The sequence below is a fragment of the Microbacterium neimengense genome (assembly GCF_054782995.1).
Genome location: NZ_BAAGRK010000003.1, coordinates 660,320 through 683,519, shown reverse-complemented (window position 1 = coordinate 683,519; position 23,200 = coordinate 660,320). Strand labels below are relative to the sequence as shown.

General features: G+C 69.4%; 27 protein-coding genes and 1 tRNA gene. 18 read left to right on the top strand and 10 right to left on the bottom strand.

Annotation, left to right across the window (positions count from 1 at the left end):
- Positions 1-13 precede the first annotated feature (13 nt).
- On the bottom strand, positions 14-643 hold the full coding sequence (locus ACYVJS_RS06020; RefSeq protein WP_460738678.1) for a hypothetical protein: 630 nt from the start codon (positions 641-643) through the stop codon (positions 14-16).
- On the bottom strand, positions 640-1,737 hold the full coding sequence (add, locus tag ACYVJS_RS06015) for an adenosine deaminase (RefSeq protein WP_460738676.1): 1,098 nt from the start codon (positions 1,735-1,737) through the stop codon (positions 640-642). Before add ends, ACYVJS_RS06020 begins: the two co-directional genes overlap by 4 nt.
- A gap of 184 nt (positions 1,738-1,921) precedes the next feature.
- Between add and ACYVJS_RS06010 the strand changes: the two genes are divergently transcribed.
- On the top strand, positions 1,922-2,410 hold the full coding sequence (locus ACYVJS_RS06010) for a nucleoside deaminase (protein WP_460738674.1): 489 nt from the start codon (positions 1,922-1,924) through the stop codon (positions 2,408-2,410).
- 320 nt (positions 2,411-2,730) lie between these two features.
- Here the strand turns inward: ACYVJS_RS06010 and ACYVJS_RS06005 are convergent, their stop codons facing one another.
- Both ACYVJS_RS06005 and ACYVJS_RS06000 read right to left on the bottom strand, forming a co-directional pair.
- Positions 2,731-3,483 (bottom strand): GntR family transcriptional regulator, encoded by a 753-nt coding sequence (locus tag ACYVJS_RS06005; RefSeq protein ID WP_460738672.1) that lies wholly within the window; start codon positions 3,481-3,483, stop codon positions 2,731-2,733.
- 37 nt (positions 3,484-3,520) lie between these two features.
- The gene (locus ACYVJS_RS06000; RefSeq protein ID WP_460738670.1) at positions 3,521-3,991 is read right to left on the bottom strand and encodes a PPC domain-containing DNA-binding protein; all 471 of its coding nucleotides are present in this window, start codon (positions 3,989-3,991) and stop codon (positions 3,521-3,523) included.
- Between the two features lie 235 nt (positions 3,992-4,226).
- Between ACYVJS_RS06000 and ACYVJS_RS05995 the strand changes: the two genes are divergently transcribed.
- The 5 genes from ACYVJS_RS05995 to ACYVJS_RS05975 are packed head-to-tail and all read left to right on the top strand — an operon-like array spanning position 4,227 to position 10,499.
- Positions 4,227-5,420, top strand: a complete 1,194-nt coding sequence (locus ACYVJS_RS05995) for a metal-dependent hydrolase family protein (protein WP_460738668.1) — start codon at positions 4,227-4,229, stop codon at positions 5,418-5,420.
- A 48-nt stretch (positions 5,421-5,468) separates the two neighbouring features.
- Positions 5,469-7,082, top strand: a complete 1,614-nt coding sequence (locus ACYVJS_RS05990) for an ABC transporter substrate-binding protein (protein WP_460738666.1) — start codon at positions 5,469-5,471, stop codon at positions 7,080-7,082.
- Positions 7,082-8,098, top strand: a complete 1,017-nt coding sequence (locus ACYVJS_RS05985; protein ID WP_460738664.1) for an ABC transporter permease — start codon at positions 7,082-7,084, stop codon at positions 8,096-8,098. The genes ACYVJS_RS05990 and ACYVJS_RS05985 overlap by 1 nt, the downstream gene beginning before the upstream one ends.
- Positions 8,095-8,892 carry an ABC transporter permease gene (locus ACYVJS_RS05980; protein ID WP_137418210.1) on the top strand — a complete coding sequence of 266 codons (798 nt, stop codon included), beginning with the start codon at positions 8,095-8,097 and terminating at the stop codon, positions 8,890-8,892. Before ACYVJS_RS05985 ends, ACYVJS_RS05980 begins: the two co-directional genes overlap by 4 nt.
- Entirely contained in the window at positions 8,889-10,499 is a 1,611-nt protein-coding gene (locus tag ACYVJS_RS05975) for a dipeptide ABC transporter ATP-binding protein (RefSeq protein WP_460738662.1), read from the top strand. Before ACYVJS_RS05980 ends, ACYVJS_RS05975 begins: the two co-directional genes overlap by 4 nt.
- A 399-nt stretch (positions 10,500-10,898) precedes the next feature.
- Here the strand turns inward: ACYVJS_RS05975 and ACYVJS_RS05970 are convergent, their stop codons facing one another.
- Together ACYVJS_RS05970 and ACYVJS_RS05965 are read right to left on the bottom strand one after the other, a co-directional pair.
- Positions 10,899-11,642, bottom strand: coding sequence for a creatininase family protein (locus tag ACYVJS_RS05970; protein WP_460738660.1), 744 nt, complete (start codon positions 11,640-11,642; stop codon positions 10,899-10,901).
- Positions 11,643-11,646: 4 nt separating this feature from the next.
- Positions 11,647-12,597, bottom strand: coding sequence for an L-lactate dehydrogenase (locus ACYVJS_RS05965; RefSeq protein WP_243231015.1), 951 nt, complete (start codon positions 12,595-12,597; stop codon positions 11,647-11,649).
- A 199-nt stretch (positions 12,598-12,796) separates the two neighbouring features.
- Between ACYVJS_RS05965 and ACYVJS_RS05960 the strand changes: the two genes are divergently transcribed.
- The 4 genes from ACYVJS_RS05960 (at position 12,797) to ACYVJS_RS05945 (ending at position 14,752) form a co-directional block, all read left to right on the top strand.
- Positions 12,797-13,651, top strand: a complete 855-nt coding sequence (locus ACYVJS_RS05960) for an LLM class F420-dependent oxidoreductase (protein ID WP_460738657.1) — start codon at positions 12,797-12,799, stop codon at positions 13,649-13,651.
- A gap of 151 nt (positions 13,652-13,802) precedes the next feature.
- Positions 13,803-13,893 (top strand) — tRNA-Ser (locus ACYVJS_RS05955).
- A gap of 128 nt (positions 13,894-14,021) precedes the next feature.
- Positions 14,022-14,405: a hypothetical protein gene (locus ACYVJS_RS05950; RefSeq protein ID WP_460738655.1), complete on the top strand. Its 384-nt coding sequence runs from the start codon at positions 14,022-14,024 to the stop codon at positions 14,403-14,405.
- Complete coding sequence (locus tag ACYVJS_RS05945) at positions 14,387-14,752, top strand: DUF1361 domain-containing protein (RefSeq protein WP_460738653.1); 366 nt, start codon at positions 14,387-14,389, stop codon at positions 14,750-14,752. Before ACYVJS_RS05950 ends, ACYVJS_RS05945 begins: the two co-directional genes overlap by 19 nt.
- A 35-nt stretch (positions 14,753-14,787) precedes the next feature.
- On the opposite strand, the gene ACYVJS_RS05940 is transcribed toward ACYVJS_RS05945, so the two are convergent.
- Positions 14,788-15,402: a hypothetical protein gene (locus ACYVJS_RS05940; protein WP_460738651.1), complete on the bottom strand. Its 615-nt coding sequence runs from the start codon at positions 15,400-15,402 to the stop codon at positions 14,788-14,790.
- Between the two features lie 9 nt (positions 15,403-15,411).
- Between ACYVJS_RS05940 and ACYVJS_RS05935 the strand changes: the two genes are divergently transcribed.
- The 8 genes from ACYVJS_RS05935 (at position 15,412) to ACYVJS_RS05900 (ending at position 20,583) form a co-directional block, all read left to right on the top strand.
- A complete protein-coding gene (locus ACYVJS_RS05935) occupies positions 15,412-16,551 on the top strand; it encodes an aldo/keto reductase (protein ID WP_460738649.1) in 1,140 nt (379 codons plus the stop codon).
- A complete protein-coding gene (locus ACYVJS_RS05930) occupies positions 16,548-16,925 on the top strand; it encodes a MerR family transcriptional regulator (RefSeq protein ID WP_460738647.1) in 378 nt (125 codons plus the stop codon). The genes ACYVJS_RS05935 and ACYVJS_RS05930 overlap by 4 nt, the downstream gene beginning before the upstream one ends.
- 188 nt (positions 16,926-17,113) lie before the next feature.
- The gene (locus ACYVJS_RS05925; protein WP_460738645.1) at positions 17,114-17,626 is read left to right on the top strand and encodes a hypothetical protein; all 513 of its coding nucleotides are present in this window, start codon (positions 17,114-17,116) and stop codon (positions 17,624-17,626) included.
- 4 nt (positions 17,627-17,630) lie between these two features.
- On the top strand, positions 17,631-18,365 hold the full coding sequence (locus tag ACYVJS_RS05920; RefSeq protein WP_460738643.1) for a hypothetical protein: 735 nt from the start codon (positions 17,631-17,633) through the stop codon (positions 18,363-18,365).
- Between the two features lie 33 nt (positions 18,366-18,398).
- Positions 18,399-18,803, top strand: coding sequence for a VOC family protein (locus tag ACYVJS_RS05915; protein ID WP_460738641.1), 405 nt, complete (start codon positions 18,399-18,401; stop codon positions 18,801-18,803).
- A 131-nt stretch (positions 18,804-18,934) separates the two neighbouring features.
- Positions 18,935-19,828 carry a lysostaphin resistance A-like protein gene (locus tag ACYVJS_RS05910; RefSeq protein WP_460738639.1) on the top strand — a complete coding sequence of 298 codons (894 nt, stop codon included), beginning with the start codon at positions 18,935-18,937 and terminating at the stop codon, positions 19,826-19,828.
- Between the two features lie 77 nt (positions 19,829-19,905).
- A complete protein-coding gene (locus tag ACYVJS_RS05905) occupies positions 19,906-20,064 on the top strand; it encodes a hypothetical protein (protein WP_460738637.1) in 159 nt (52 codons plus the stop codon).
- A 156-nt stretch (positions 20,065-20,220) separates the two neighbouring features.
- Positions 20,221-20,583: a DUF7882 family protein gene (locus ACYVJS_RS05900; protein WP_460738635.1), complete on the top strand. Its 363-nt coding sequence runs from the start codon at positions 20,221-20,223 to the stop codon at positions 20,581-20,583.
- A 51-nt stretch (positions 20,584-20,634) separates the two neighbouring features.
- Here ACYVJS_RS05900 and ACYVJS_RS05895 read toward each other — a convergent pair whose 3' ends face one another.
- The 3 genes from ACYVJS_RS05895 to ACYVJS_RS05885 are packed head-to-tail and all read right to left on the bottom strand — an operon-like array spanning position 20,635 to position 23,119.
- Positions 20,635-21,348 (bottom strand): GDSL-type esterase/lipase family protein, encoded by a 714-nt coding sequence (locus ACYVJS_RS05895; protein ID WP_460738633.1) that lies wholly within the window; start codon positions 21,346-21,348, stop codon positions 20,635-20,637.
- On the bottom strand, positions 21,345-22,439 hold the full coding sequence (locus ACYVJS_RS05890; protein ID WP_460738631.1) for a sensor histidine kinase: 1,095 nt from the start codon (positions 22,437-22,439) through the stop codon (positions 21,345-21,347). The genes ACYVJS_RS05895 and ACYVJS_RS05890 overlap by 4 nt, the downstream gene beginning before the upstream one ends.
- Positions 22,436-23,119 carry a response regulator transcription factor gene (locus ACYVJS_RS05885; protein ID WP_460738629.1) on the bottom strand — a complete coding sequence of 228 codons (684 nt, stop codon included), beginning with the start codon at positions 23,117-23,119 and terminating at the stop codon, positions 22,436-22,438. The genes ACYVJS_RS05890 and ACYVJS_RS05885 overlap by 4 nt, the downstream gene beginning before the upstream one ends.
- Between the last annotated feature and the right edge of the window lie 81 nt (positions 23,120-23,200).

The window sequence follows — 23,200 nt, the reverse complement described above, 5'->3', positions numbered from 1 at the left end:
CGGGTGGTGCGGGTCAGGAGGTCGAGACGGTGAAGCCGGGGGCGAGGGTGGCCCCCACGAAGGCCGCGCTGTCGGGGGACCAGTGCGCGAGCACGGCTCCGGTGGCGCGGTCGAAGCACGGGTCGAGCCGCACATCGGCGGCGGCCGCATCCGGGTGCAGCGCGGCATCGGCCACGCAGACGACCGGCGTGCCGTGCAGGGTGCGGGCCGTCCCTGTGGCGGGCAGGTGTCCCTGGCGGTCGAGGGAGAGGAGGGCGGCGGTCGCGAGGAAGCCGCGCAGTTGCGGGTCGTCGGCGCAGGCCGCCGCGTCCTTGGTGCAGCCCTCGGTCCAGGCGATGGTGCCGGCCGCATCCACCGAGACGGCGCTGACCTGCGTGCCGAGGGCGGTGTCGCCCTGACCGATGACCTCGATGCGCGCGTGGAACGCGTCGCCGTCACGGCGCACATCGATGCGTTCGGTGTACAGCGGCTCGGACTTCGCGCCGGTGACCTGCCAGTGCGCGCTCCAGCCGGCGACGAGAGGTGCGAGCTCCACGGTGTCGTCGGCGCGGACCAGGGCCGCGCCCGTCAGTGCCGTCGCCACGACGACCGCTCCTGCGCCGCAGGCGGCGGCCAGGAGGGACAGGCGACGGCGACCGCTCATACGGGGGCGACCTCCCTCACGGCGGCGAGCTCGGCGTGCAGCCGGCTCTTCGTGTCGACGTCGGCGAACGACGCGTCGATGGAACGCGCAGCGAAGCCGACCAGATCGGCGTAGTCGAAGCCGAACTGGTCGGCCGCCACCGCCCAGTCCGCCTCGAGGGTGGTACCCAGCGGCGCCGGGTCGTCCGTGTTCAGCGTGACCGAGACGCCGGCGGCCAGCAGGCGCGGGAGGGGGTGGGAGTCCCAGTCGGGGTAGATGCCGAGCGTGAGGTTCGAGCGCGGGCACACACCGAGGCTGATGCCGTCGGTGATGAGCCGGTCGATGAGGGCCGGATCCTCGATGGAGCGCACGCCGTGGTCGATGCGCTCCGCCTGCAGCAGCTCCACCGCATCCCACACGCCCTCGGGGCCGCTCGACTCGCCGGCGTGCACGGTGCGGTGCAGACCCGCGGATGCGGCGAGCGCGAACGCGCCCTGGAACTTCTCGCCCGTGCGGCCGGTGACCTTCTCGTCGCCGTCGATCGACAGGGCGATCACGCGACGCGGCCTGGCGGCGACGAGCTCGCCGACCAGACGTTCCGCCTCGGCGCCGGACTGGTTGCGCAGCAGAGAGTAGGCGACGCCCACCTGGCAGAGGCCGTCCTGCTCCGCCTCGTCGAAACCGGCGCCGAGTGCGTCGAGCAGGTCGAGCTCGCGTCCGCGCCACGCGTTCCAGTGCGTGGGGTTGACGATGACGTCGCTGTAGCGGATGCCGGAGGCGCTCTGACGGACGGCGAACGCGTAGGCCACCCGGGCCGCCTGCGCCGGAGTGCGGACCAGCCCGCACTGCCAGTCCAGGAACCTGAGGAAGCCGCTGAGGCCCGCGGAGCCCGCTCCTGCGCCGCCGCCGGTGGTGACCTCCGGGGCGGCGAACGCGCCGTGCGTGGAGATGTCGAAGAGCGTGGCGGCGGGGCCGGGCAGGGCGACGCCGTTCTCCTTCGCCAGCGTCAGCATGTCGAGCAGCGAGAACGTGCCCTCGAGGTGTACGTGCACCTCGGCCTTGGGCAGCGCGCGGATCACTGTCTCGTCGATGCGCGCGTCGTGGTTCTGCGACATGGGTCCCCTTCGGATGCGGGTGGGAGGTACAGCGGCACGCTATCCGCTTCGCGCAACTTGTCGACAAGTGGAGCGAATCTCGTTCGCGACTTGTAACACCCGCGTAATGCTCACCCCGGATTTTGGCGGATTCGGCCGCTACCGTGAAAGTCGGTTCGTAGCACTTGTTCACAAGGAGAGATTCGTGACGCACCCACTGACAGAGGCCGACCTCGCCCATCTGCGCCAGAGCATCCAGGTCGCCGAAGATGCGGTCGCGCACGGCACGCATCCGTTCGGCTCGATCGTCGTGAGCGCCGCGGGCGAGGTCGTCTCCTCGTGCGGCAACAACTCACTGCCGCCTGAGGGCGATCCCACTCAGCACGCCGAGCTGCAGGCTGTCGCCGCCGCGTTCCGGGTTCTGGGAGCGGACGGGATGAAGGGCTCGACCCTGTTCACGAGCGCCGAGCCGTGTGCGATGTGCTCCGGCGCCGCGTACTGGTGCGGCATCGATCGTGTGGTCTACGCGCTCAGCGAGCACCGCCTGCTCGAGCTCACGGGGGACCACCCCGAGAACCCGACGTTCTCCCTGCCCTGTCGCGAGGTGTTCGCGCGCGGTCAGCGCAAGATCGAGGTCGTCGGCCCGCTGCTCGAGGACGAGGCCGCGAAGGCGCACGTCGGCTTCTGGGTCTGACTCCCACGGCGTACCTGAGCCCGTCCCGTCCCGCCTCCCGCTCCGCTCGGCTTCGCCCCCCGCTCGGCTCTGTCCCGCGTCTCCGCTCGGCTCCGCCCCCTGCCTCCCCTGTCACAGATCGCGGCCGGAGGCGCCGATTGTGACAGGCGAGCACGAAGCCTCTCCGCTCACCTGTCACAGATCGACGCGGAAGGCGCGATCTGTGACAGGTGAATGAGCTCAGGGAGCGCCCGCACGGCGACCTCGACCCGAGCGCGCGGACGCGGATCGCGCGGACGCGGATGCGGATGCGGACGCGCACGCGGGTGCGGATGCCGGGCTCAGGCGCCGCCCCAGGGCGGGCGGACGGTACGCACCAGCGAGTACGACACGATGTCGGGCGCGTGGTACTCGAAGCTGTGCATGAGGCGGCGCCCGCTCGCGCCGATCCCCACGATCTCGGAGGTCATCACCGGGGAGCCCTCCGCCCGCTCGAAGAGCGCCGCGAGCTCGCCCTGGAGGGTCGTCACGCCGGGCGTCGACACCTCCCAGATCACGGGTTCGCCCCAGACCTTCGCTGCAGCCGTGAAGACGGACTCGTCGGGGTCGAAGCTCCGCTCGGCGCCATCGAGCGGAAGCAGATCGTCGGCGATCATCGCCACCGCCCCGTCGGCCCGCCAGCGCTTGCGCACGGCGAGTGCGGGCATCTCGGCCGCCAGCTCCATGAGCGCGCCGACGTCAGGACCGAGGGTCCTCGTGCCGCTGGAGAGCGTCTCGACCTCCGACTGGTAGCCGAGGCGGTCCAGCAGGTCGGTGTGCTCGAACTGCTCCTCCAGCCGCACGCTCAACCGCAGCGCGATCGGATCAACGGTGGTCACCGAACCTTGTCGCCGGCGGACGATGCCCTGCGCCTCGAGGGTGGCCATCGCGTTGCGCAGCTGCTGGCGGGTGCACTCGAGGCGCGCCGTCAGCTCCAGCTCACCCGGCAGGGGAGTGCGGCTGGCGGCGGCCTCGCGCACGAAGCGCAGCAGACCGTGCAGGACGCGAAGGTGGGCGCGATCGCCGAGCGGGCGAGGCAGCGGCAGATACGTCACAGCGGGACCTTCCGGGTCGCGAGCACGGCTGAGAACATCATGGCGCAGTCACGGCCGGAATCTGCAGGATCGGAAGTCCCGCGGATCCCGGATGCGGGTGCCGCTCGAGGGCGGGGGAGAGGATCTCGTCCAGCACCACCTCCACGACGTAGTGCGTCTCGCCCGAGAGCAGGTGTCCGGCGTAGGCGCGGGCGGCGTCGTCCTTCACCCCGACCGCCACGTGCACGTGGACGACGGGGGCGCCGTCGGGTGCGGTCGTGATCGTGCCAGAGCCGAGTCCCTCGGTGTAGGGGACGTCGACGGCGGTCGGCATGGGAGCTTCGGGATCTGCGGCGGGCGTCTCGGCCGCGATGAGGCGCACGGTGCGGAACGCGCCGCTGAAGGTCGAGATCGCGGCCTGAGCGATGCCGTGCCGACGGCAGGCGTCGGCGAGCGAGGTGAGGATCTCGTCCCCGGGCTCGAGCACCACGACGACGCGGCGCCCGGTTTGGATCTCGGCGGTCTGCATGGAAGCTCCTGTCGGGCTGCTTGTCGATAAGTGAGCGTTCCCACGACGCGGGATCGATAGTTCAGATCATCTCCAACGGCGATTTCTTGCGTGTTGCTCGTGTTTCGCTTCGGTAAATATTCGGCCGAATGTCAACACTTGTCGATTTGTCGGCCATGTTCCTGGGTATCGTGACGATCGGTCAGCGTTGCCCACCCCGCCCCCTTTTGCCCTCCTCGCCCCCCGGGAGATCGCTGTGTCCACGCCTGTCACCACCCCCGTCCTCCATCTCTGGGACGGCGAACGAGACCGCGGTGTGGCGCGTCTGTCCTGGCAGGACGGACGCATCACGGCCGTCGAAAGCGCAGAGGGCGCGCCCGAGTACAGCCTCATTCCCGGCCTGATCGACACGCACGTGCACCTCGACGCATCCGCGACCCCCGGGGCGGATTGGCTGACATGGCCTCTCATCACGCCGGCGGCCGAGCGTTCCCTGCACGTCGCCGCGCACGCCCGACGGGCCGCCGCCGCGGGTGTCACGACCCTGCGAGACCTCTCGGGCAGCGAGGTGCAGTACGCCGTCGCCCGCGCTCTGGAGGCCGGCCTCATCCCCGGTCCCCGTCTGCTCGTGCACGGCCCCGTCGGCATGACCGCCGGTCACGGCGACCTCTTCACGCCGCCCCACTACCCGCACCGCCCGCCGGTGGCAGACTCCCCCGACGAGTGCCGCAAGCTCGTGCGCCAGTGGGCGCGCGCCGGTGCGGACGGCATCAAGATCTACACGAGCGGCGGCGTGCTCTCGATGGGCGACAAGGTCGGCTGGCGCAACCAGACGGATGCGGAGATCGCCGCCACCGTCGACGAGGCACACGCTCTCGGCATGCTCGTCGCCGCCCACACGCACAGTGCGGAGGGCGTCGACATCGCCCTGCGGTTCGAGGTCGACTCTCTCGAGCACGGCACCGGCATCGAGGAGCGCCACTGGGAGACCCTCATCGAGCGCAACGTGCCGGTCGCCCCCACCCTGCTCATCAACGACGCGATCGCGGATCGCCGCATCCCGGTCAGCGACGAGGCGGCCGAGAAGGCGCGCGCCGTGGTGATCGAGCGGGACGCGAACTTCACGGGCGCGGCCGCGGCCGGCGTGCGCTTCGTGCTCGGCACAGACGCGAACGGCGTCATGGTGCGCTTCGGCGACCAGCTCGAGGAGCTGCGCCTCATGAAGACGGCCTTCTCGTGGAGCTCCGAGCGCGCCCTCGTCGCGGGCACCTCGGATGCCGCGGACGCGGTGCGCCTGACCGGCACCACAGGGCGTCTGAAGGCCGGTCTCGGCGCCGACTTCCTCGTGGTGCGCGGCAAACCGTGGCAGGACATCGAGACCCTGCGCCCGGAGAACCTCGTGGCCGTGGTCGCCCGCGGCGAGCTCGTCGCCGGTGCGCTTCCCTTCTGACCTCCCCCCATGCACCACCCGACCCCTTCCCCGCATCAAGGAGATCCTGTGACCCTCATCCGATCCGGCGGCGCCCGACGCGTCGCCCTCCCGCTTCTCGCGGGACTCGCCGTCGCGACCCTCGCCGGCTGCGCCGCTTCGGCGCCCGCCGCCGACTCGGCGACCCCCGCCGCCGACCTGCCGCAGGACATCGTCTTCGCGCTCAAGGAGGACCCGACCTGCCTCGACCCGCAGCAGTCGTCGGTGACCACCTCGCTCATCGTCGGCCGTCAGCTGACCGACTCCCTGCTCGACCAGAACCCCGACACCGGTGAGATCGTGCCGTGGCTGGCGAGCGACTGGTCGGTCGCGGGCGACCTCACGTCCTACACGTTCACCCTGCGCGACGGCGTCACCTTCAGCGACGGGACCCCGTTGACCTCGGAGGCGGTCGCCGCGAACTTCGACGCGATCAAGGCGCTCGGAGCCTCCGCATCCCTCGCCAACGGCTACCTGGCCGGTTACGCGGGAACCGACGTGAAGAGCGACACCGAGTTCACGGTGAACTTCTCCGCTCCCAACGTGCAGTTCCAGCAGGGCGCCACCACGATGTCGCTCGGCATCCTCTCGCCCGCCACGGTCGCCGAGACCGCCGAGGCGCGCTGCCAGGCCGTCGCCGGTACTGGTCCGTTCGTGCTCGACTCGTACGTGCCCAACGACGCCGTGAAGATCGTCAAGCGCGACGGCTACGACTGGGCCTCGTCGCTGCGCGGTCACGAGGGCGAGGCCTACCTCGACTCGGTCACCTTCCCGATCATCACCGAGCCCTCGGTGCGCACCGGCGGTCTCGAGTCCGGCGAGTACGACGTCATCCAGGATGTTCCCTACGTGGACGAGGCGCGATTCGCCGGTGACAAGTACCACCTCTACGCCAAGGCGAACCCGGGTGTTCCCAACTCGCTCGTCGTCAACACCTCGCGCGGCGTGCTCGCCGACGAGGCGGTGCGCCAGGCGGTCACCAAGGGCCTCGATCGCGACAAGATCAACGCACTCGCCGGCTCGATGAGCGGCAAGGCGCCCACGAGCGTGCTGACCTCCTCGACCCCCGGCTACATCGATCTCGGCGACACCCTCGCGTTCGACGCGGATGCCGCCAAGAAGCTGCTCGAGGACGACGGGTGGACGCTCGGCTCCGACGGTATCTACGCGAAGGGCGGCCAGTCGCTCACCTTCACGGTCACGGCCTTCTACGCGCAGGACGTGCTCGAGGCGGCGCAGATCCAGCTGAAGGAGATCGGCATCGACATGCAGCTGAAGATGGTCTCCTCGGGCGACTTCTTCGGCGCCATCGCCTCCGGTGACTACGACGCCCTCGGCGCGGGTCTGACCCGCACGGACCCCGACGCGCTGCGCACCCTGCTGTCGACCGCATCGCCCGCCCGCTGGGGCATCGTCGACGACGCAGAGCTCGAGGGTCTCCTGCAGAAGCAGGCGCAGACAGCCGACGTCGACGCCCGTCAGAAGCTCGTCGATGAGATCCAGCAGATCGTCGCCGAGCGCGCCTACGTGATCCCGACGCTGGAGACCGTGCAGCTGCACGGCTCGCGCGCCGGCGTCGAGGGCATCACCTTCGACTCGGCCTCGCGTCTGCACCTCTACGACGCCGCGGTGGTCTCGAACTGATGACCATCCCCGAGCAGCGCGTGGCCCCAGCGGGAAGGCGGGCACAGGCGATCGCCCGCTTCCTGATCCCGAAGATCGTGCAGTGCCTCTTCGTGATCTGGGCGACCTACACCGTCGCCTTCCTGCTGATCCACGCGCTGCCCGGGGACCCCGTCCTCGCCGCGCTCTCGCTGCGCGGCGGCGACGCCACCACGACCGACCCCGCCCAGCTCGCGGCGCTCCGCGAGCGCTACGGGCTGGACGGGCCGGTCTGGCAGCAGTACATCGTCAACTTCCTCGCCCTCTTCCGCGGCGACCTCGGCATCTCGATCGCGACGGGCCAGCCCGTCGTGGAGATGATCGGCCGGGCCTTCCCGAACACCGCTGCGGTGGCCGTGTTCGCCCTCGTGGTGGGCTTCGTCGCGGCCCTCGCGTTCACCGTCTGGGCCTACGTCGCTCGGCCGGCATGGATGCGGGCGTTCGTCACCCAGATCCCGCCGCTGGGCATCGCGATCCCGGCGTTCCTGTCGGGCCTCGTACTCATCAGCGTGTTCTCGTTCGGCCTCGGGTGGTTCCCCGCATCCGGCACGAACGGCTTCGTGAGCGTCGTGCTGCCGGGTATCACCCTGGCACTGCCGACCGGAGCCATCTTCTTCCAGGTCTTCTCGGCCGCCGTGTTCGACGCGGGCGCCAGCCCCTTCGTGTTCACCGCGAACGCGAAGGGCCTCGCGCAGCGCACGGTCGTGGTGCGGCATGTCCTGCGCAACGCCCTCCTGCCCTCCATCACGATCATCGGCCTGCAGATCGGATACCTCGCCGGCGGCACCGCCGTGGTCGAGACCGTGTTCTCCCGGGACGGCATCGGCCGGCTCACCGTCGACGCCGTGCTCGCCCGCGACGTGAACGTCGTGCTGGGCGTCGTGGTCGTCGTCGCGACCGTCTACGCCATCGTGACCCTCATCGTCGACGGCCTCTACGGCGTGATCGACCCGCGTACCCGAACGCGGCTCGTCGGACGAAAGGCGGGTGCGCGATGAGCATCCTTCGCAGGCCCGGCCTTCTGCTCTCCCTCCTCCTGTTGCTGCTGACCCTCGTCGCGGTCGTCGCGCCGCAGCTGCTCGCCCCGTACGATCCGTACGACTCGGTGGGCACAGCCCGGCTTGAGCCGCCGAGCGCGGAGCACCTGTTCGGCACCGACCACCTCGCGCGCGATGTGTTCTCGCGGGTGATCTACGGCGCGCAGCTCTCGCTGTCCTCGGCCGTGCTCGCTGTTGTCGCCGGTGTGCTGATCGGCTCCATCGTCGGTCTCGTCTGCGGCTACGTCGGCGGACCGCTCGACTTCGTGGTGATGCGTTTCGTCGACGTGCTCATCGCGATCCCCGGCATCCTGCTCGCGCTGATCGTCGTCGCCTCGCTCGGCTTCGGTCCGCTCTCGATCGCCCTCGGCGTCGGACTCGGCACGGCGGGGTCGTTCGCCCGCGTCATGCGCTCGCAGGTGCTGCGCGTGCGCAGCGAGGAGTACGTCGAAGCGGCCCGGACGCTCGGCGCCCGAGGCCCCGCGATCCTGGTGCGTCACGTCATGCCGAACGCGGCGCGGCCCATCATCGCGATGGCCTCGCTCGAGCTCGCCCTCGCCATCCTGTCGGTGTCGGCGCTGAGCTTCCTCGGCTTCGGGGCCCAACCGCCGGCGCCCGAGTGGGGTGCGCTCGTATCGGCAGGGCGCGACTTCGTCGCCATCGCGCCCTGGCTGAGTCTGCTTCCCGGCGCCGTCATCCTCGCGGTCGTCCTCTCCGTCAACCGCGTGGCCCGCTTCATCGGAGGTGACCGATGACCGCTCCTCTGCTGCGCGTCACGGATCTGCGCGTCGACTACGGCACCGGACGCCGTGCCCACCGCGCCCTACGCGGCATCGATCTGGAGGTGAACCCCGGCGAGATCGTCGCGGTCGTCGGCGAGTCGGGATCCGGCAAGAGCACGATCGCCCACGCGCTCGTGAAGCTCCTTCCCGCCGAGGCGCACGTGCGCGGCGGATCGATCGTCTTCGACGGCACCGAGATCACCACCGCTTCGGCATCGGCGCTGCGCCGCATACGGGGCGGACGGATCGGCTTCGTGCCGCAGGACCCGTCCCACAGCCTGAACCCCCTGATGCGCGTGGGTGAGCAGATCGCCGAGACGCTGCGCCGCCACCGCGGGCTGTCGCGGGCGGATGCGGCCCGTCGCGCCGTCGAGATCATCACCGAAGTGGGCGTTCCCGAGGCCGAGCTGCGGGCGCGGCAGTACCCGCACGAGCTGTCGGGCGGCCTCCGCCAGCGCATCCTCATCGGCATCGCGTGGGCGTGCGAGCCCGCGCTCGTGATCGCGGACGAGCCGACCAGCGCGCTGGATGCGACCGTGCAGCGTCACGTGCTCGATCGGATGCAGGCCCTCGCCGAGGCGCACGGCACCGCCGTGCTGCTGGTGACCCACGATCTGGCGGTCGCCGCCGACCGCGCCGATCGCATCGTGGTGGTCGAGAAGGGCGAGATCGTCGAGAGCGGTCCGGCGGAGCTCGTGCTGGCCGACCCCTCGCATCCGTACACGCAGCGTCTGGTCGCCGCAGCGCCCGGCCTCAACGCGCGACGACTCATCCCGTCGGCGAGCGTGGTGGACCGCGTGGTCCCCGACACCGGCGCGCCGCTGCTGCAGGTCTCGGGCCTCGGCAAGACCTACGGCGGTGCCCGCGGCATCCGCGCCGTCGAGGCGGTGGACTTCTCGGTCGCCCGCGGAACGACCTTCTCTCTCGTCGGCGAGTCCGGCTCAGGAAAGAGCACGACGGCGCGCATGGTCGCCAGGATCATCCCGAGCGACCAAGGCGAGATCCGTTTCGACGGCGAGGACATCACCGACCTGCGGGGGTCGGCGCTGCGGGAGCTGCGTCGCCGCATCCAGGTGGTTTACCAGAATCCGTTCGGCTCGCTCGATCCGCGCATGAGCGTGGCGAAGCTGATCGCGGAGCCGTTGCAGGCGTTCGGAGTTGCCCGCGCGGAGCGCACCTCGATCGTGCGCGACCTGCTCGGACAGGTGCGCCTGTCGACCGACCTCCTCACCCGGCGTCCCGCCCAGCTCTCGGGCGGGCAGCGTCAGCGCGTCGCAATCGCCCGCGCCATCGCTCTGCGCCCGGAGCTCATCGTTCTCGACGAGCCGGTGTCCGCGCTCGACGTCTCGGTGCAGGAGCAGGTGCTGCAGCTGCTCGTCGACCTGCAGGCCGAGCATGGGCTGACCTACCTGTTCATCTCGCACGACCTCGGGGTGATCCGCCAGATCTCCGACCGCGTCGCCGTGATGCGCGGCGGCCGCATCCTGGAGCAGGCGACGGCCGAGCGCATCTTCGACGCCCCGGCCGACCCGTACACGCGCGAGCTGATCGGCGCGATCCCCGGCGGCGCCGCCGCCTGACCGCTGCGCGGCGCGCCCGCGCGGGCGTGTACGGGCGCGGGTCCGCGCCTCGCGTGCGTATCTGCGGTGCGCGCGCGGGTGCGTGTCTCAGACGTTCACGTTCGGGGGCCGCGTTTCGTGCATAAGTGAGACACGGGTGCGGTGGGTCGGGGTGCGAAGACGGTGCGTGTCTCAGTTGTGCACGCCGAAGCGCCGCACAGCGTGCACAACTGAGACACGGATATGAGTGCGGGCCCTCGGTGTCTCAAACGTGCACGTCCAGCGGCCGCCTGGCGTGCATAAGTGAGACACGGGCGCGGGAGGCGGCACGGCCAGCGCAAGCCGCACCGGGAGGGTTGGCGTAGGCCAGCCCAAACCGCACGGGGAAGCGCTGGCACAGGCGACTGAGCGCGCTGAGGCTCAGGCGGTGTCGAGACCGGCGAGCACCTGACGCACGACGCGCTCGCTCTCCGCGGCGACGTGCGCGAGGATCTGCTCGCCCTTCTCGGCGGTCGCGGGGCGCGGGTCGCCGAACACCCCCGACGGCGACAGGGGCGCGAGCGGCATCTGCCGCAGGCCGAAGTCCGCGGGCAGCTCGGGGTAGGACGCCTCGTACCGATCCGGGTGGACGAGTGCGGGTGCCACCGCCAGCACCATCGACGTCTCGAGCTCGTCGGCATGGCAGAGGCCCGGAGCCGCCCACGGCGACTCCTTCACCGCATCCCCGATCTCGGTGAGCCCGGGGTAGTCGAGCACGAGCACCGGCATCCGCTGACCGGTTGCGGCGGCGTGCTCGGCCGCCCGCTGCACGGGCAGGCGGTTGCCGTAGTCGCCGTTGACCACCACGAGCAGGGCGTAGCCGGCGCGATCGAGGGATGCGGCGATGTCGATGCAGAGCGCGGTCACCGTGTCGGCGCCGATCGAGACGGTGCCCGGCAGCGCGTCGTTGCTCCACGTGTTGCCGTAGGCGACGGGCGGCAGCAGGGCCGCATCCAGGCTCTGGGCGAGGCGGCGGGCGACCGCATCCGCCTGCAGCGTGTCGGTCGACAGGGGCAGATGCGGACCGTGCTGCTCCAGCGCGCCGAAGGGGAGCACGGCGACGCGCGTTCCGGACGCGAGGAAGTCGCCGACCTCGGTCCAGGTGGCGTTTGCCAGCTCGATCATGCGATCAGCGCAGCGACGCTGCGACCTCGCGCAGCGCATCGGCCGAGCGGCGGAGCAGCCCCAGCTCGTTCGGGCTGAACGCGGTCTCGGGGATCGGGACGGCGCCGGACGCGCTCACGATCGAGGGCACCGACAGGGCGACGCCGTCGATGCCGTGGTAGCCGTGCAGCACGGTCGACACCGGCATGACCGCGTGCTCGTCCTGCAGGATCGCCTCCACGATGCGGGCGCTCGACAGGCCGATCGCGTAATTGGTCGCGCCCTTGCCCTGGATCACCTTGTAGGCGGCGTCGCGCACGTCGACCGCGATCTCGTCGAGCTCGTCGACCGTCACGCGGTCGTGCGTCGGCGTCTGCCAGTCGAGGATCGGCACGGTGCCGATGGAGGCGCTGGACCAGAGCGGGAACTCGGTGTCGCCGTGCTCGCCGATGATGTAGGCGTGCACGCTCGAGGGCGAGACGCCGGCGCGCTGCGCGAGCTTCCAGCGCAGACGCGAGGTGTCGAGCACGGTGCCGGAGGCGAAGATGCGCTCGACGGGCAGGCCGGTGGCCTCCTGCGCGAGCACGGTGAGCACGTCGCAGGGGTTCGTCACGATGACGTAGATGGCGTTGGGGGCGACCTCGAGCAGCTGCGGCATCATCGACTTGATGATGTTGGCGTTCGTGCCCGCGAGCTCGATCCGCGTCTGACCGGGGCGCTGCTTGGCGCCCGCGGTGATGACGACGACGTGCGAGCCCTCGACCACCGACAGGTCGCTGCCGCCGATGATGTCGCTCGTGCCGGTGAACTGCGTGCCGTGGGCGAGGTCGAGCACCTCGGCCTCGGCCTTCTCCGTCGCGATGTCGTAGAGGGCGACGTGGCGTGCGGAGCCGCGGATGAGGGCGGCATAGGCGACGCTGGAGCCGACGCTGCCAGCGCCGACGACGGTGAGCTTCGAGTTCTCGATCGCAGACATGACTCCAGTCTGGCAGGCACCGGAGGTGTCGCGCGCGGGTGTGTTCGCCGGGGGAAAACCCGGCGCGTCGAGGTGGAGGCCGCATCCGGTTCTCATCGTGTTCCGATGAGTTCACCCGCATCCGCCCACGGGGCGCTGCCGCGGTCGTACCCTGATCGACGGAGGGCGGATGCGGCATCCGTCCGGACGGGACGGGCCCATGGAATTCGGTATCCACATCGCGGACTTCACCTGGAAGAGCGGGCCCGCTCAGCTCGGACCCGCGCTCGCCGCCCACGTGCGCAACGCGGAGGCTGCCGGCATCCAGCGCATCACCGTTATGGACCACTTCTGGCAGCTGCCCGGCATCGGTCCGGTCGAGCACGAGATGCTCGAGGCTTATGCCACGCTCGGCTTCATCGCCGCGCACACCGAGAAGGCGCTGCTGCACACCCTCGTCACGGGTGTGATCTACCGGCATCCGTCGCTGTTGGCCAAGCAGATCAGCACGCTCAACGTGCTCTCCGGTGGCCGGGTCGGGCTCGGCATCGGCGCCGCGTGGAACGAAGAGGAGTGCAAGGGACTCGGCTTCCCGTTCCCGCCCGTCGCACAGCGTTTCCGCGAGCTCGAAGAGACGCTTCAGATCTGCCTGCAGATGTGGTCGGACTCCGAGGAGCCGTACGAGGGGGCGATCTGGCAGCTCGAGCGCACGCTCAATTCGCCGCAGAACGTGACCAAGCCGTACTTGATGATCGGCGGCGGCGGAGAGAAGAAGACCCTCAAGCTCGTCGCGCAGTACGCCGATGCCTGCAACCTGTCGGCGATGGCCGAGGTGCCCACGCACAAGCTCGACGTGCTGCGCGCGCACTGCGACGACGTCGGCCGCGACTACGACGAGATCGAGAAGACCGCGATGATCGCGATCAACCCGACCTCGAAGCCGGACGAGGTCGCCACGCGCGTCGACGCGCTCTCGGATGCGGGCTTCGCCGCGACCTATGTCTTCGCCGCCGGCATCGACGAGCCGGCCCGCGCGGTCGAGCTCATCGCCGGGGTTGCCGCCCTCGCCCGCTGAGCCGTCGGGGCCCGTGCACGCCCGCATCCGTGTCTCGGTTGTTCACGCTGGCGGCGCCTGACGCGTGCACAAGTGAGACACGCAGGATGGGTGAGGGGTACTGGCCCGGGCGGATTGGCGGCTCGGCCCGGCGTGACGTAAGCTGGTCGGCGGTGACGTGTCCGAGCGGCCGAAGGTGCAACTCTCGAAAAGTTGTGTAGGGTAACCCCCTACCGTGGGTTCAAATCCCACCGTCACCGCCATGAAAACCCCCGAGGAATCGGGGGTTTTCGCGTTTGCGGGTGCCGCGATCCATACGGCAGAGACCAGTCGGCTCATAGGATCGCGCCATGCCCCAGAACGCCCCGGATGTGGTGAAGGATCAGGAGCGATGAACGCGATCCTCACGGCACTGGTGTGCGTGGTCCTGCTCAACGCGTATGCGGCGCTGCTGATCGTGCTCCGCGCCAAGGTCTACCGGGTGCCGCTGTACCGGCCGATGCTCGTCAACATCGGGTTGTCACTGGCGCCCGTGGCTCTGGCGTTCGTCGGGCTCGTCGGGTTCATCCTTGTGGTGCCCGCCGCGCTCAGCCTCGGCGCGCTATCGGCAGCGCTGCCGGTCACCGCTATCTGGATCTACCTCGGCATCGCCACCTTGGCGTGGTTGGTGTTCTTCCCGAACTCGATCTACCTGATCACAGAGCTCAACTTCAGTCACGCCGTGAGCAGACTCCCGTCCCGCTCTGGTACGACATCGTGCACACCCTCACGCTGACCGGTTCGGGGCTCGCCAACGCGGTGCTCAGCCTCGCGCTGATCCACTTCGGCCTCATCGTCGTCATGGCTGATCCCGCGGCCGGTTCCGGGCCGCCCGCGTGGAGTTGGACGTTCGCCGCAGTCGCGATACTGCTCGGCTCGCTCGGCGTATACCTCGGGCGCTACCTGCGACTGAACAGCTGGGACGTTCGCCACCCCGCGACCCTCATCCGCAAGCTCCGTGATCACTTCGCCGCCCGGGGTCGGGCCCTGGAGGGGGTGGCGTTCGTCGCCACACACACCGTTCTCGTCGCGCTTCTCTACGTGCCGATTTTCGGCCTCGCCTACAACGCGCTCCTGAATTAGTCGGGGGTTTCAGGCCACCGTCTATTGAGGGCGCGTCAGCCGCCCGGGCCGGACGGCTGGATGGGGGCGCCGTCGCCGTTCTCGGGCAGATCGCCGCGCTCCACGGGGGTCGGCGGCGTTCTCGGGGTGTCGGAGAAGATCCGGTCGAGTTCCGTCAATGAGGGCACGTGCACCGCCTTCGCGGCCGCGTCGATCTCGTCCGTCGTGGCTCCGGCCGACCCGACGATGAGCACCCACGCGCCGTCGCGCACGACGATGTCCTCGTGAGCGCCGTTGTGCTCTCGGTGCCAGATCCCGTCCTGCTCGGTGCAGGTGACGGGAGTCTCGGGATCGTCCCACATCGGCAGCGCCGCGCAGGTCTCGGCGGCCATATCTCCTCGCTGTGTGCGCAGCGAGATCAGCGCTCCCGACCCGTCGCGGATCCAGGTCGCCGACATGCCGTCGTCGTTCGACACACCGACCGACTGCGGAGCCAGGGTGTACCCCGCCACCTCGGTGGTGAAGACGAGATCGGCGGAGATGCCGACCGCGCCCACCCGCTCGGCGATCTCGTCGGTGCTCGCCGGACTTCCGGTCGAGGTGGCGCACCCTGCGGCGACCACCGTCGCGAGCGCGAGCAGTGCGCCGGTGAGGGGGCGGGAGGCGCGCATGACGGCATCATGACGCAGATCGCGCGGAGCGGCAAAGCCCGTGACGCGGAGGACGATCGTCCCGGATCCGGCGCGAAGCCGGGAGTCGTCGAACGTCGCGTCGCAGAACCCGATTTGACCTGGAGCGCGCTCCAGGTGATTCGCTGCGTGTTCATGGACACTCTCAACGGCAACGGCAACGGCAACGGCAACGGCAACGGCAACGGCAACGGCAACGGCAACGGACTCGCCCTCGGCGCGATGTGGTTCGGCACTCGGCTCTCGGACGAGGTGTCGTTCGCGCTGCTCGACCGCTTCGTCTCGCGCGGCGGGCGCTGGCTCGACACGTCCGACAACTACGCGTTCTGGGCATCGCCTTCCGGCCGGGGAGGGGCGAGCGAGACGGTACTCGGGGAATGGCTCCGTCGCCATCCGGGTGTGCGAGACGACGTGTCGATCTCGACGAAGGTCGGCGCGAACCCGACCCGGCCCGGCGCCGGGGCGGCATCCCTGGAGGGGCTCGCCCCCAGTGCCATCGCCGATGCGGTGGCGGGATCGATGGAACGGCTCGGTGTCGAGACGCTCGACCTGCTGTGGGCGCACGTCGAAGACCGCACGGTGCCGCTCGAGGATCAGATCGAGGCGTTCGGGGCGCTCGTCGCGGACGGGAGGGTCAGGCGGTTGGGTGCGTCCAACCACGCGATGTGGCGCATCGAGAGAGCGCGCGCTGCGGCACGGGCGCGCAACATCGAGCCCTTCCGCTTCGTGCAGTTGCGGCACAGCTATCTCCAGCCGATTCCGTTCGCACCCCTTCCGGACTGGGGCCACGTCATCGCATCACCCGAAGCCATCGACTATGTCGCATCCGAGGGGCTCGGGATGTGGGCCTACACGACGTTGCTGGGCGGGGCGTTCGCGCGACCGGAGCGGTTGCAGGAGGCGTACCGGCATCCCGATACGGAGTGTCGTCTGGCCGCACTGGACAGGGTCGCGCGACGCTGGGATGCGACGCGGAACCAGGTCGTGCTGTCATGGTTGCTCGACGGTTCACCCGCGGTGACCCCGATCGTCGGGGTGTCGGACCTCGCTCAGCTGGATGAGGCGATGGACGCTCTCCAGCTGCACCTGGACCCCGAAGACCGCGCCGAACTCGACGGAAGGCAGGAATGACCCCGATGCTCACGATGGGTGAGGTCACCGTTGCGACGGGCCTCACCGCGGACACACTCCGCTATTACGAACAGGAGCGCATCATCGGACCGCTCGCTCGGGATCACCGGGACCACCGGGTCTTCAGCGAGAAGGATCTCGCCTGGATCCACGTCGTGACCTGCATGAAGGATGCGGGGCTCGGGATCGACGAGTTGCGCACCTTCGCCGATCTGCTGCACGGGCCTCACGCCTCGCCCGACCCCGTCGGCTTCCTGCGCGAGCGCCGAGCGGCCTTGGAGGAGCGCCGGCAGGTGCTCGCCCGCGCGATCGCGGTGATGGACGAGAAGATCTTGCATTTCGAGACGGCCGGCGCCGGGGAGGACGAACCGTGATCGACGCTTTGACGCTGCCCGCATCCCTCGCTTTCCGCGACGTCGGGTTCACGCTCGCCATTGGTCTGCCGGAGTCGCCCTGACGACGGGCGCCGCATCCGGCCTGTGAATGACATCCGCGGTGGATTCTCCGTTCTCCCTATGCTGTGCCCCATAGCGAACATCCCGCGCCCGAACGGAGAATATTCATGCCCGATCACGCTGCCCTCGACGCATCCCTGACGACGCCGGAGGCGTTTCTCGCGCTCACCGATGAGGGGGGTGTCTTCGGCGTCAAGAAGTCGGCGAAGGCTGCGCTCGACATCTGGAACCAGGCCGACGCGCGCTACGTCGGCGTCTACCGGGGCTTTCCCGCGCCCGGCGGCAAGGGAACAGGGTTCGTCATCCGCACCTACTGGGACCCCGCGCGTGTGAGTCCCGACCTCGACGCCGTCGAGGTCGCCATCCAGACGGCGCTGCCGGTCGCCCTCACCCAGGCCGACGAGAAGGTCACGTGGAAGGCGCGCAACAACAAGCAGGCGAGCTTCTTCGCCTGGCGCATCTCGCAGCAGCAGGCGCTGTCGCTGTGGTTCCAAGAGCGGTTCGGAATCAGCGCGTGCGCGACGCAGCTGTTCGACCGCGCCGACATCCATCAGGATGTCGCGGTGGTGGCGACCTCGGGCGGTGTCGACAACCTTTGGTCGTTCACCTCGAAGGGCTGATCGCGTGCCGGAGGTTCCGCCGCGCGAGCGACCCGTGCGCCGCGCGCTGAGGTCCGTCCTCGGCGCCGCGGCGACCCTCCTCGGCATCGTGGCGATCGTGTTCCTCGCCACCGACACGTCGGCCGGTGGTGCCGTGCGCGCGGTGGTCATCGCCTTCGTGCTCCTGTGCATCTTCGTTCCCGCGGCCATCGCCGTCGGCTCCGTCTGGATCCGTGCCCGCAACCGGCGGCAGGAGTCGGATGCGGGCACGGCTCCCCTTTCTGATCGCGCGGTGCGCGCGCAGCAGCTGCTCGGCAGAGCCGCCATCCGCTCGGCCCCCGATGGGCGCGCGGAGGTCCATACCCGCGCCGTTCTCGGCGACAAAGTCCGGATCGCGGAATCCACCGTGCGCGGGTTTCCGCGCGACGAACTCCTCGGCTTCCTCTGGGTGGCGCGGCCGTCGCAGCCCGACGGTTTTCCGAGCTCGGCGGAGTTCGCCGGGCTGCCCGAGCACATGCAGGACACGATCGTGCTGCTCGACCTGCGGCGCGAGGCACAGCTGAGAGGGGCCGACGCTGCTCTGCGCGCGACATCCGGCGTCTATCACCACGACCGCGCTCGCACCCTGGCCGCGGCGAGGCGGACCGGCAACGCGGCGCTGCTCGCACAGATCGAGACGCCTCAGCCCCGCACCCAAGAACTGCTGGCCGCGCTGGACGACTCCGCGACGTGGGAGCGGCTGCTGCGTGACGACTCTTGACGGCATTGTCCGCGCTTTGCGACGGTGTCCTTCATGAGCATCTTCCTCACCTGCCCGGTCGAAGACGTCGCGCGTGCGACCGCGTTCTACACAGCCCTCGGGTGGAGCCGGAACGCGGAGATGTCGAGCGACGATGTGTCGTGCTTCGCGATCGCACCCGACCAGTACGTCATGCTCGGCAGTCGCGGGATGTACGCCAGCGTCGGCGGAACCGAGGATCTCATCGGGGGACCGGAGACACCGTCGAAGATCACGGTGTCGTTCGACGTCGACAGTCGCGAGGCGGTCGACGAACTCGTCGAACGGGCTCGCGCTGCGGGTGGTCGCGTCGGCGACACCGATGACTACCCGTTCATGTACCAGCGTCAGTTCGACGACCCCGACGGCTATCACTACTCGCCGTTCTGGATGAAGCCGGCACCTGAAGCGATCAGCTGAGGCGAAGCGCGCCGATCAGAGGCAATGCGCGCTCCGGCCCGGTGTCTCTCGCAGGACGTTCGGGTTTTCCGCGCTCGGTGCGGTGGTTTTCCTGGTACCCGAGGACAGCACCGCTCTCCTAGCGTCGACGCGTGACCCCTCGATCTCCCGCATCCGCCGGCGTCCGACGCCCGCCGACCGCCCCTTTCGTCGTGGCGTTCGCCGCCATTGTGATGGGCGCGGTCGTGGCCGCGACGCTGCCCGTGTTCGCCGGCGCAGACCCGGCGTATCTGACGTGGTCGACGCCCTTGCTGCAGTGGGTGCCGTTCGCCGCCGTCCTGCTTCTGCACGGCATCTACCGGAGACACCATCGGCCGGTGATCGCTGACGCCGGAGACCCCTGGACCCTGGCATCCGCGACGGCGGTGGGCCTGCGTGGCAGAGGACCCGCCATCCTGCGGGCATCTCTGCTCGCGTTCACTGCTCTCGTGGTGGTCGGCGTCGCGCCGGTCCTGGTAGCCGGCGCCGCGGGTTTCATCGAGCTGCGCTGGGCGGACGGCGCTGCCCTCGCCGTGCTGTTGACGCTGCCCGTGTCGCTGGTCTTCATGATCCCCGTGGCCGGAGAGGAACTGGCATGGCGCGGATACCTCACCACGCTGCTCGCCCCCAAGGGCTTCGCGGTCACCACGGCTCTGATCGCGGCGCTGTGGGCGCTCTGGCATCTTCCGCTCACGCTCGCGTATGCCCACGCCGGTGAGCTCGACGGGCGGGACGTCGTCTCGAAGACCGTCGACCTGCTGCTCGCCGCCGTCCTGGTGAGTGCGCTGCGCTATCTCTCGGGGAGCGTCTGGCCGGCGGTGTTCGCGCACGCGCTGTTCAACAACCTCTTCCAGATGGTGCAGTACAACTTCATGGCGCCGCTCTCGGAGGCGAGCACGGCGGACTACTGGTCGTACATGACGGTCTCGTGGGTAGCGTGGATTGCAGTGGATGCCGTCCTGGTCGCCCTGGTGATGCGCAGGACGCGGGGAGCGCTTCCCTGCTGACACATGAGCCCTAGAGGCTGCATCTCGGGATGTCAAGGCGATATGTCATCCCGGCCGCCTTCGCGTAGACACGACGGATGCGTTTCGTCGTACCCGTGCAGTTGATCGTGCCGATCGCTGGCGAGCGCTACGGCCACGGCGTCGAGGTCGATGCGGAGAACTGGGCGGACGCGATGGCCGATGTCCTCATCGCCGTGGGTCCCGACTGGGAAGTGGCGGAGCCGTTTCGCTCCTGACGTAACACGTTTCGCGTAAGGGGGGTTGCGCACCTGCACCATCGAGAGGATCGTGGCTCGTCAACCGCCCGCTCGGAGCGTGTCGATTTCTCAGGTCTGAACCATCGTCAAACGGCTGATCGTCGCTCACTCCGCGTTGGCAGGCCGGAGCCCATCATGGGAAAGCTGATCTACGACCAGTACACGAAGGCGGAGTTCGAAGACCGCACCCTGGCTCACCTGCAGCAGGTCATTTTCACCAAGCTGCGTCGCAACGAATCGTTCGCGCTCACGTGGAAGGAACACGTGAGTCTCGGCAGCGGGCGGACTTCCGTGTGGCTGCATCCGAACGCGAATCTGCAGTTCAAGTTCTTCGGCACACGCGAGCCCGCCCTGAACCGAGCATGGCTCGAAGCCTTGGCGTACACGGCTAACGGGCCTACAGGGCTCTACGTCGTACCGGAACCGGCACCGAACGAGTCACCGGTGCCGACGCTCCACGGGTCGCCGCAGCGCTTCGATCTCGTACCGGCGGACTGAACCCGCATCGCGTGCAGGCTCCGCTCAGATCCGAGCGGGCCTTCACGCGGATCAGCACAGGGATGCTGCGCCGCCGACGAGATCCGCCAGCGCGGACTGGCCCGCATCGTTGGGGTGCAAGTGATCACCTGAGTCGAAAGCGGGGCGGATGCGGCTGGGATCCGCCGGGTCGGCGAGCACCTTGTCGAAGTCGATCACGTCGACACCCGCGATCCGACCCGAACGAAGCGCGGCGTTCACCTCGACGCGCGTCTGCTCCCCGGCCGGGTCCCAGCGATCGAACCCGCCATACGGCGTGAGCGTCGTCACCGCGGTACGTACTCCCGCGGCATGAGCCTGCGCGGCGAAGCGACGGATGCCGGCGAGGATGTCCTCGGCGCTGTCGTCGTGCGGCACCGCCTGGATGTCGTTGATGACGTCGGTCAGAATGACCCTGCGGATGCCGGGAATCGACAGGGCGTCCTCCTGCAGCCGTGACAGGCTGCTGGGCAGATCTGGATAGGACTCGAGCAAGCGCGTGGCGCTGATGCTCCGGTTGATCAGTCGGCAGCCGCGGGCCGCGGCGTCGCCGGCTCGTTCGACGAGGCTCGGCCAATCGTGTCCGCCCGTGGCGTGGTAGCCCTGGGAGATCGAAGCGCCGATCACCACGGTCGCCGAGTCCGCCCTCGGAGCCGGCATGCCGGCGACCATCACCGTCGTCGCGACGGCTGCGGCGGCGCAGATGCCCGCTGCCCACGCGACCGCGCGACCCCTTGCTCGCCTCACAGCGCGCTCGGTGTCAAGTCGCCCGGGAACCGGAGCGTCAGCAGAAGGCCGCCGGACGGTCGAGAGCTCAGCGAGAGGTCGATCGTGTGCAACTCGGCGATCCGCTGCGCGATCGACAAGCCCAGTCCATGCCCGTTCGCCGCGGTCCGCGCGTGCAGCCGCGTGAACGGTTCGGCGAGCGTCTGCAGCTGTTCCGGAGGGATGTGCTCGCCGTCGTTCTCGATGGCGAGCACGGGGTTGCCGGCCGCGGTGAGGGAGACGGCCACGGTCCCGCCGTCACGGTTGTGAAGGACCGCGTTGCGGAGCAGGTTCGACAGCAGCTGCCGAAGCAGCTGCGGGTTCCCCGTGACCTGCACCGGGTCGAGGCGGAGCCTCACCTTGAGGCGACGCTCACGGATATCGGGCTCGAGCTCGCTGATCTGTCCCGCGACGAGCTCGCGCAGGTCGACCTCCGTCATGCTGAGGTGAGCCTCGGCGGACGCGAGATCCAGCAGGGCGCTCGTGATGGAGATCATGCGATCGTTCACCGACAGCAGACGTCGGAACGTGACTGCTGCATCATCTGAGGGCTGATCGCGCAGGGCGACCTGGAGCAGGGTGCGGGAGGTGGCGAGCGGCGTGCGCAGCTCGTGCGAGGCATTGGCGGCGAATCGGTTTCCGCTCTCTGCGCTGGCCTGTACCTGATCCAGGAGCGTGTTGACGGCGGTGAACAGCTCGCGGGTCTCGGCCGGTCCGTTCGGTGGAGCGAGTCGCACATTCAGAACCTGCTCTGCTTCCGCCTCGCTGAGCGTCACGACGGCGTCCGCGTACGGACGGGTCAGGCGACCGAGGAGGAACCACGTCCCGACGCTGACGATGCCGATGAGCAGCAGGCCGACGGGCAGGACCACCCCGAACATCAGCGAGGTCATCTGCCCGACGGTCACGGCGTTGTCGTAGATGACCATGCCCTCGGACTCCTGGACCGTGCTGGGGACCGCGCGAGTGGTCAGCACAAGGAGCGTCGTCAGCCCGATCAATGCGGCGGCGACGGCCGCCGTGGCGGCGGCGACCAAGGTCAGGACGGTGCGAAGACGAAGCGAGGCGATCATGTCGGGGGAGCTTGCGTCGACGGGCGGAGGATGCGGTAACCCGCACCGGGAACGGTCTCGACGAGAGAGGGGAGTCCGATCTTCTTGCGAAGGGTCGAGACGGTGACGCGGATCGTGTTCGTGAACGGGTCCGCGTTCTCGTCCCATGCTTGCTCCAGCAACTGCTCGGCGCTCACGACGCCACCATCCGCGCGGACGAGAACTTCCAAGACGGCGAACTCCTTGCGAGTCAGATGAAGGAATCGCCCCTCTCGGTACGCTTCCCTGCGGAAGGTGTCGACGCGAAGGTCGCCCGCTTCCAGCACCGGCGGAAGAGCCGCTCCGGAGCGGCGGTGGAGGGCAGCGATCCGGGCGACGAGCTCGTCGAAGTCGAAGGGCTTGGTGAGATAGTCGTCGGCGCCGATCGCCAGCCCCGCGACTCGCTCGCTGACCGCGGCTGATGCGGTCAGCATGAGCACTTTCGGTGCATCGCTCATCGTCGTGATCCGGCGGCACACGTCGTCCCCGTGGATGACAGGGACGTCACGATCCAGCACGATGACGTCGTACCTCGTCTCGGCGACCGCATCCACCGCGCGGGCACCGTCCCGGGCGATATCCGCGGCAATCGCCTCGATGCGCAGGCCACGTTGAATCGCATCCGCGAGAAGCGGCTCGTCTTCGACGATCAATACGCGCACCGGCGGTCACCTCCTCGGCAAGTCGAACACAGCCGACCTAAACGCAGCGTAAAGCGGATGCCGAACGTTCCCGCAACACTC

Coding starts and splice junctions, on each gene's coding strand:
- ACYVJS_RS05960 (WP_460738657.1), top strand. CDS start 12,797: ATGGAATTCGGTATCCACATCGCGGACTTCACCTGGAAGAGCGGGCCC.
- add (WP_460738676.1), bottom strand. CDS start 1,737: ATGTCGCAGAACCACGACGCGCGCATCGACGAGACAGTGATCCGCGCG.
- ACYVJS_RS05925 (WP_460738645.1), top strand. CDS start 17,114: ATGCCCGATCACGCTGCCCTCGACGCATCCCTGACGACGCCGGAGGCG.
- ACYVJS_RS05930 (WP_460738647.1), top strand. CDS start 16,548: ATGACCCCGATGCTCACGATGGGTGAGGTCACCGTTGCGACGGGCCTC.
- ACYVJS_RS05965 (WP_243231015.1), bottom strand. CDS start 12,597: ATGTCTGCGATCGAGAACTCGAAGCTCACCGTCGTCGGCGCTGGCAGC.
- ACYVJS_RS05900 (WP_460738635.1), top strand. CDS start 20,221: ATGGGAAAGCTGATCTACGACCAGTACACGAAGGCGGAGTTCGAAGAC.
- ACYVJS_RS05980 (WP_137418210.1), top strand. CDS start 8,095: ATGAGCATCCTTCGCAGGCCCGGCCTTCTGCTCTCCCTCCTCCTGTTG.
- ACYVJS_RS05890 (WP_460738631.1), bottom strand. CDS start 22,439: ATGATCGCCTCGCTTCGTCTTCGCACCGTCCTGACCTTGGTCGCCGCC.
- ACYVJS_RS06020 (WP_460738678.1), bottom strand. CDS start 643: ATGAGCGGTCGCCGTCGCCTGTCCCTCCTGGCCGCCGCCTGCGGCGCA.
- ACYVJS_RS05950 (WP_460738655.1), top strand. CDS start 14,022: ATGAACGCGATCCTCACGGCACTGGTGTGCGTGGTCCTGCTCAACGCG.
- ACYVJS_RS06000 (WP_460738670.1), bottom strand. CDS start 3,991: ATGCAGACCGCCGAGATCCAAACCGGGCGCCGCGTCGTCGTGGTGCTC.
- ACYVJS_RS05935 (WP_460738649.1), top strand. CDS start 15,412: ATGACGCAGATCGCGCGGAGCGGCAAAGCCCGTGACGCGGAGGACGAT.
- ACYVJS_RS05985 (WP_460738664.1), top strand. CDS start 7,082: ATGACCATCCCCGAGCAGCGCGTGGCCCCAGCGGGAAGGCGGGCACAG.
- ACYVJS_RS05975 (WP_460738662.1), top strand. CDS start 8,889: ATGACCGCTCCTCTGCTGCGCGTCACGGATCTGCGCGTCGACTACGGC.
- ACYVJS_RS05915 (WP_460738641.1), top strand. CDS start 18,399: ATGAGCATCTTCCTCACCTGCCCGGTCGAAGACGTCGCGCGTGCGACC.
- ACYVJS_RS05905 (WP_460738637.1), top strand. CDS start 19,906: ATGCGTTTCGTCGTACCCGTGCAGTTGATCGTGCCGATCGCTGGCGAG.
- ACYVJS_RS05940 (WP_460738651.1), bottom strand. CDS start 15,402: ATGCGCGCCTCCCGCCCCCTCACCGGCGCACTGCTCGCGCTCGCGACG.
- ACYVJS_RS05970 (WP_460738660.1), bottom strand. CDS start 11,642: ATGATCGAGCTGGCAAACGCCACCTGGACCGAGGTCGGCGACTTCCTC.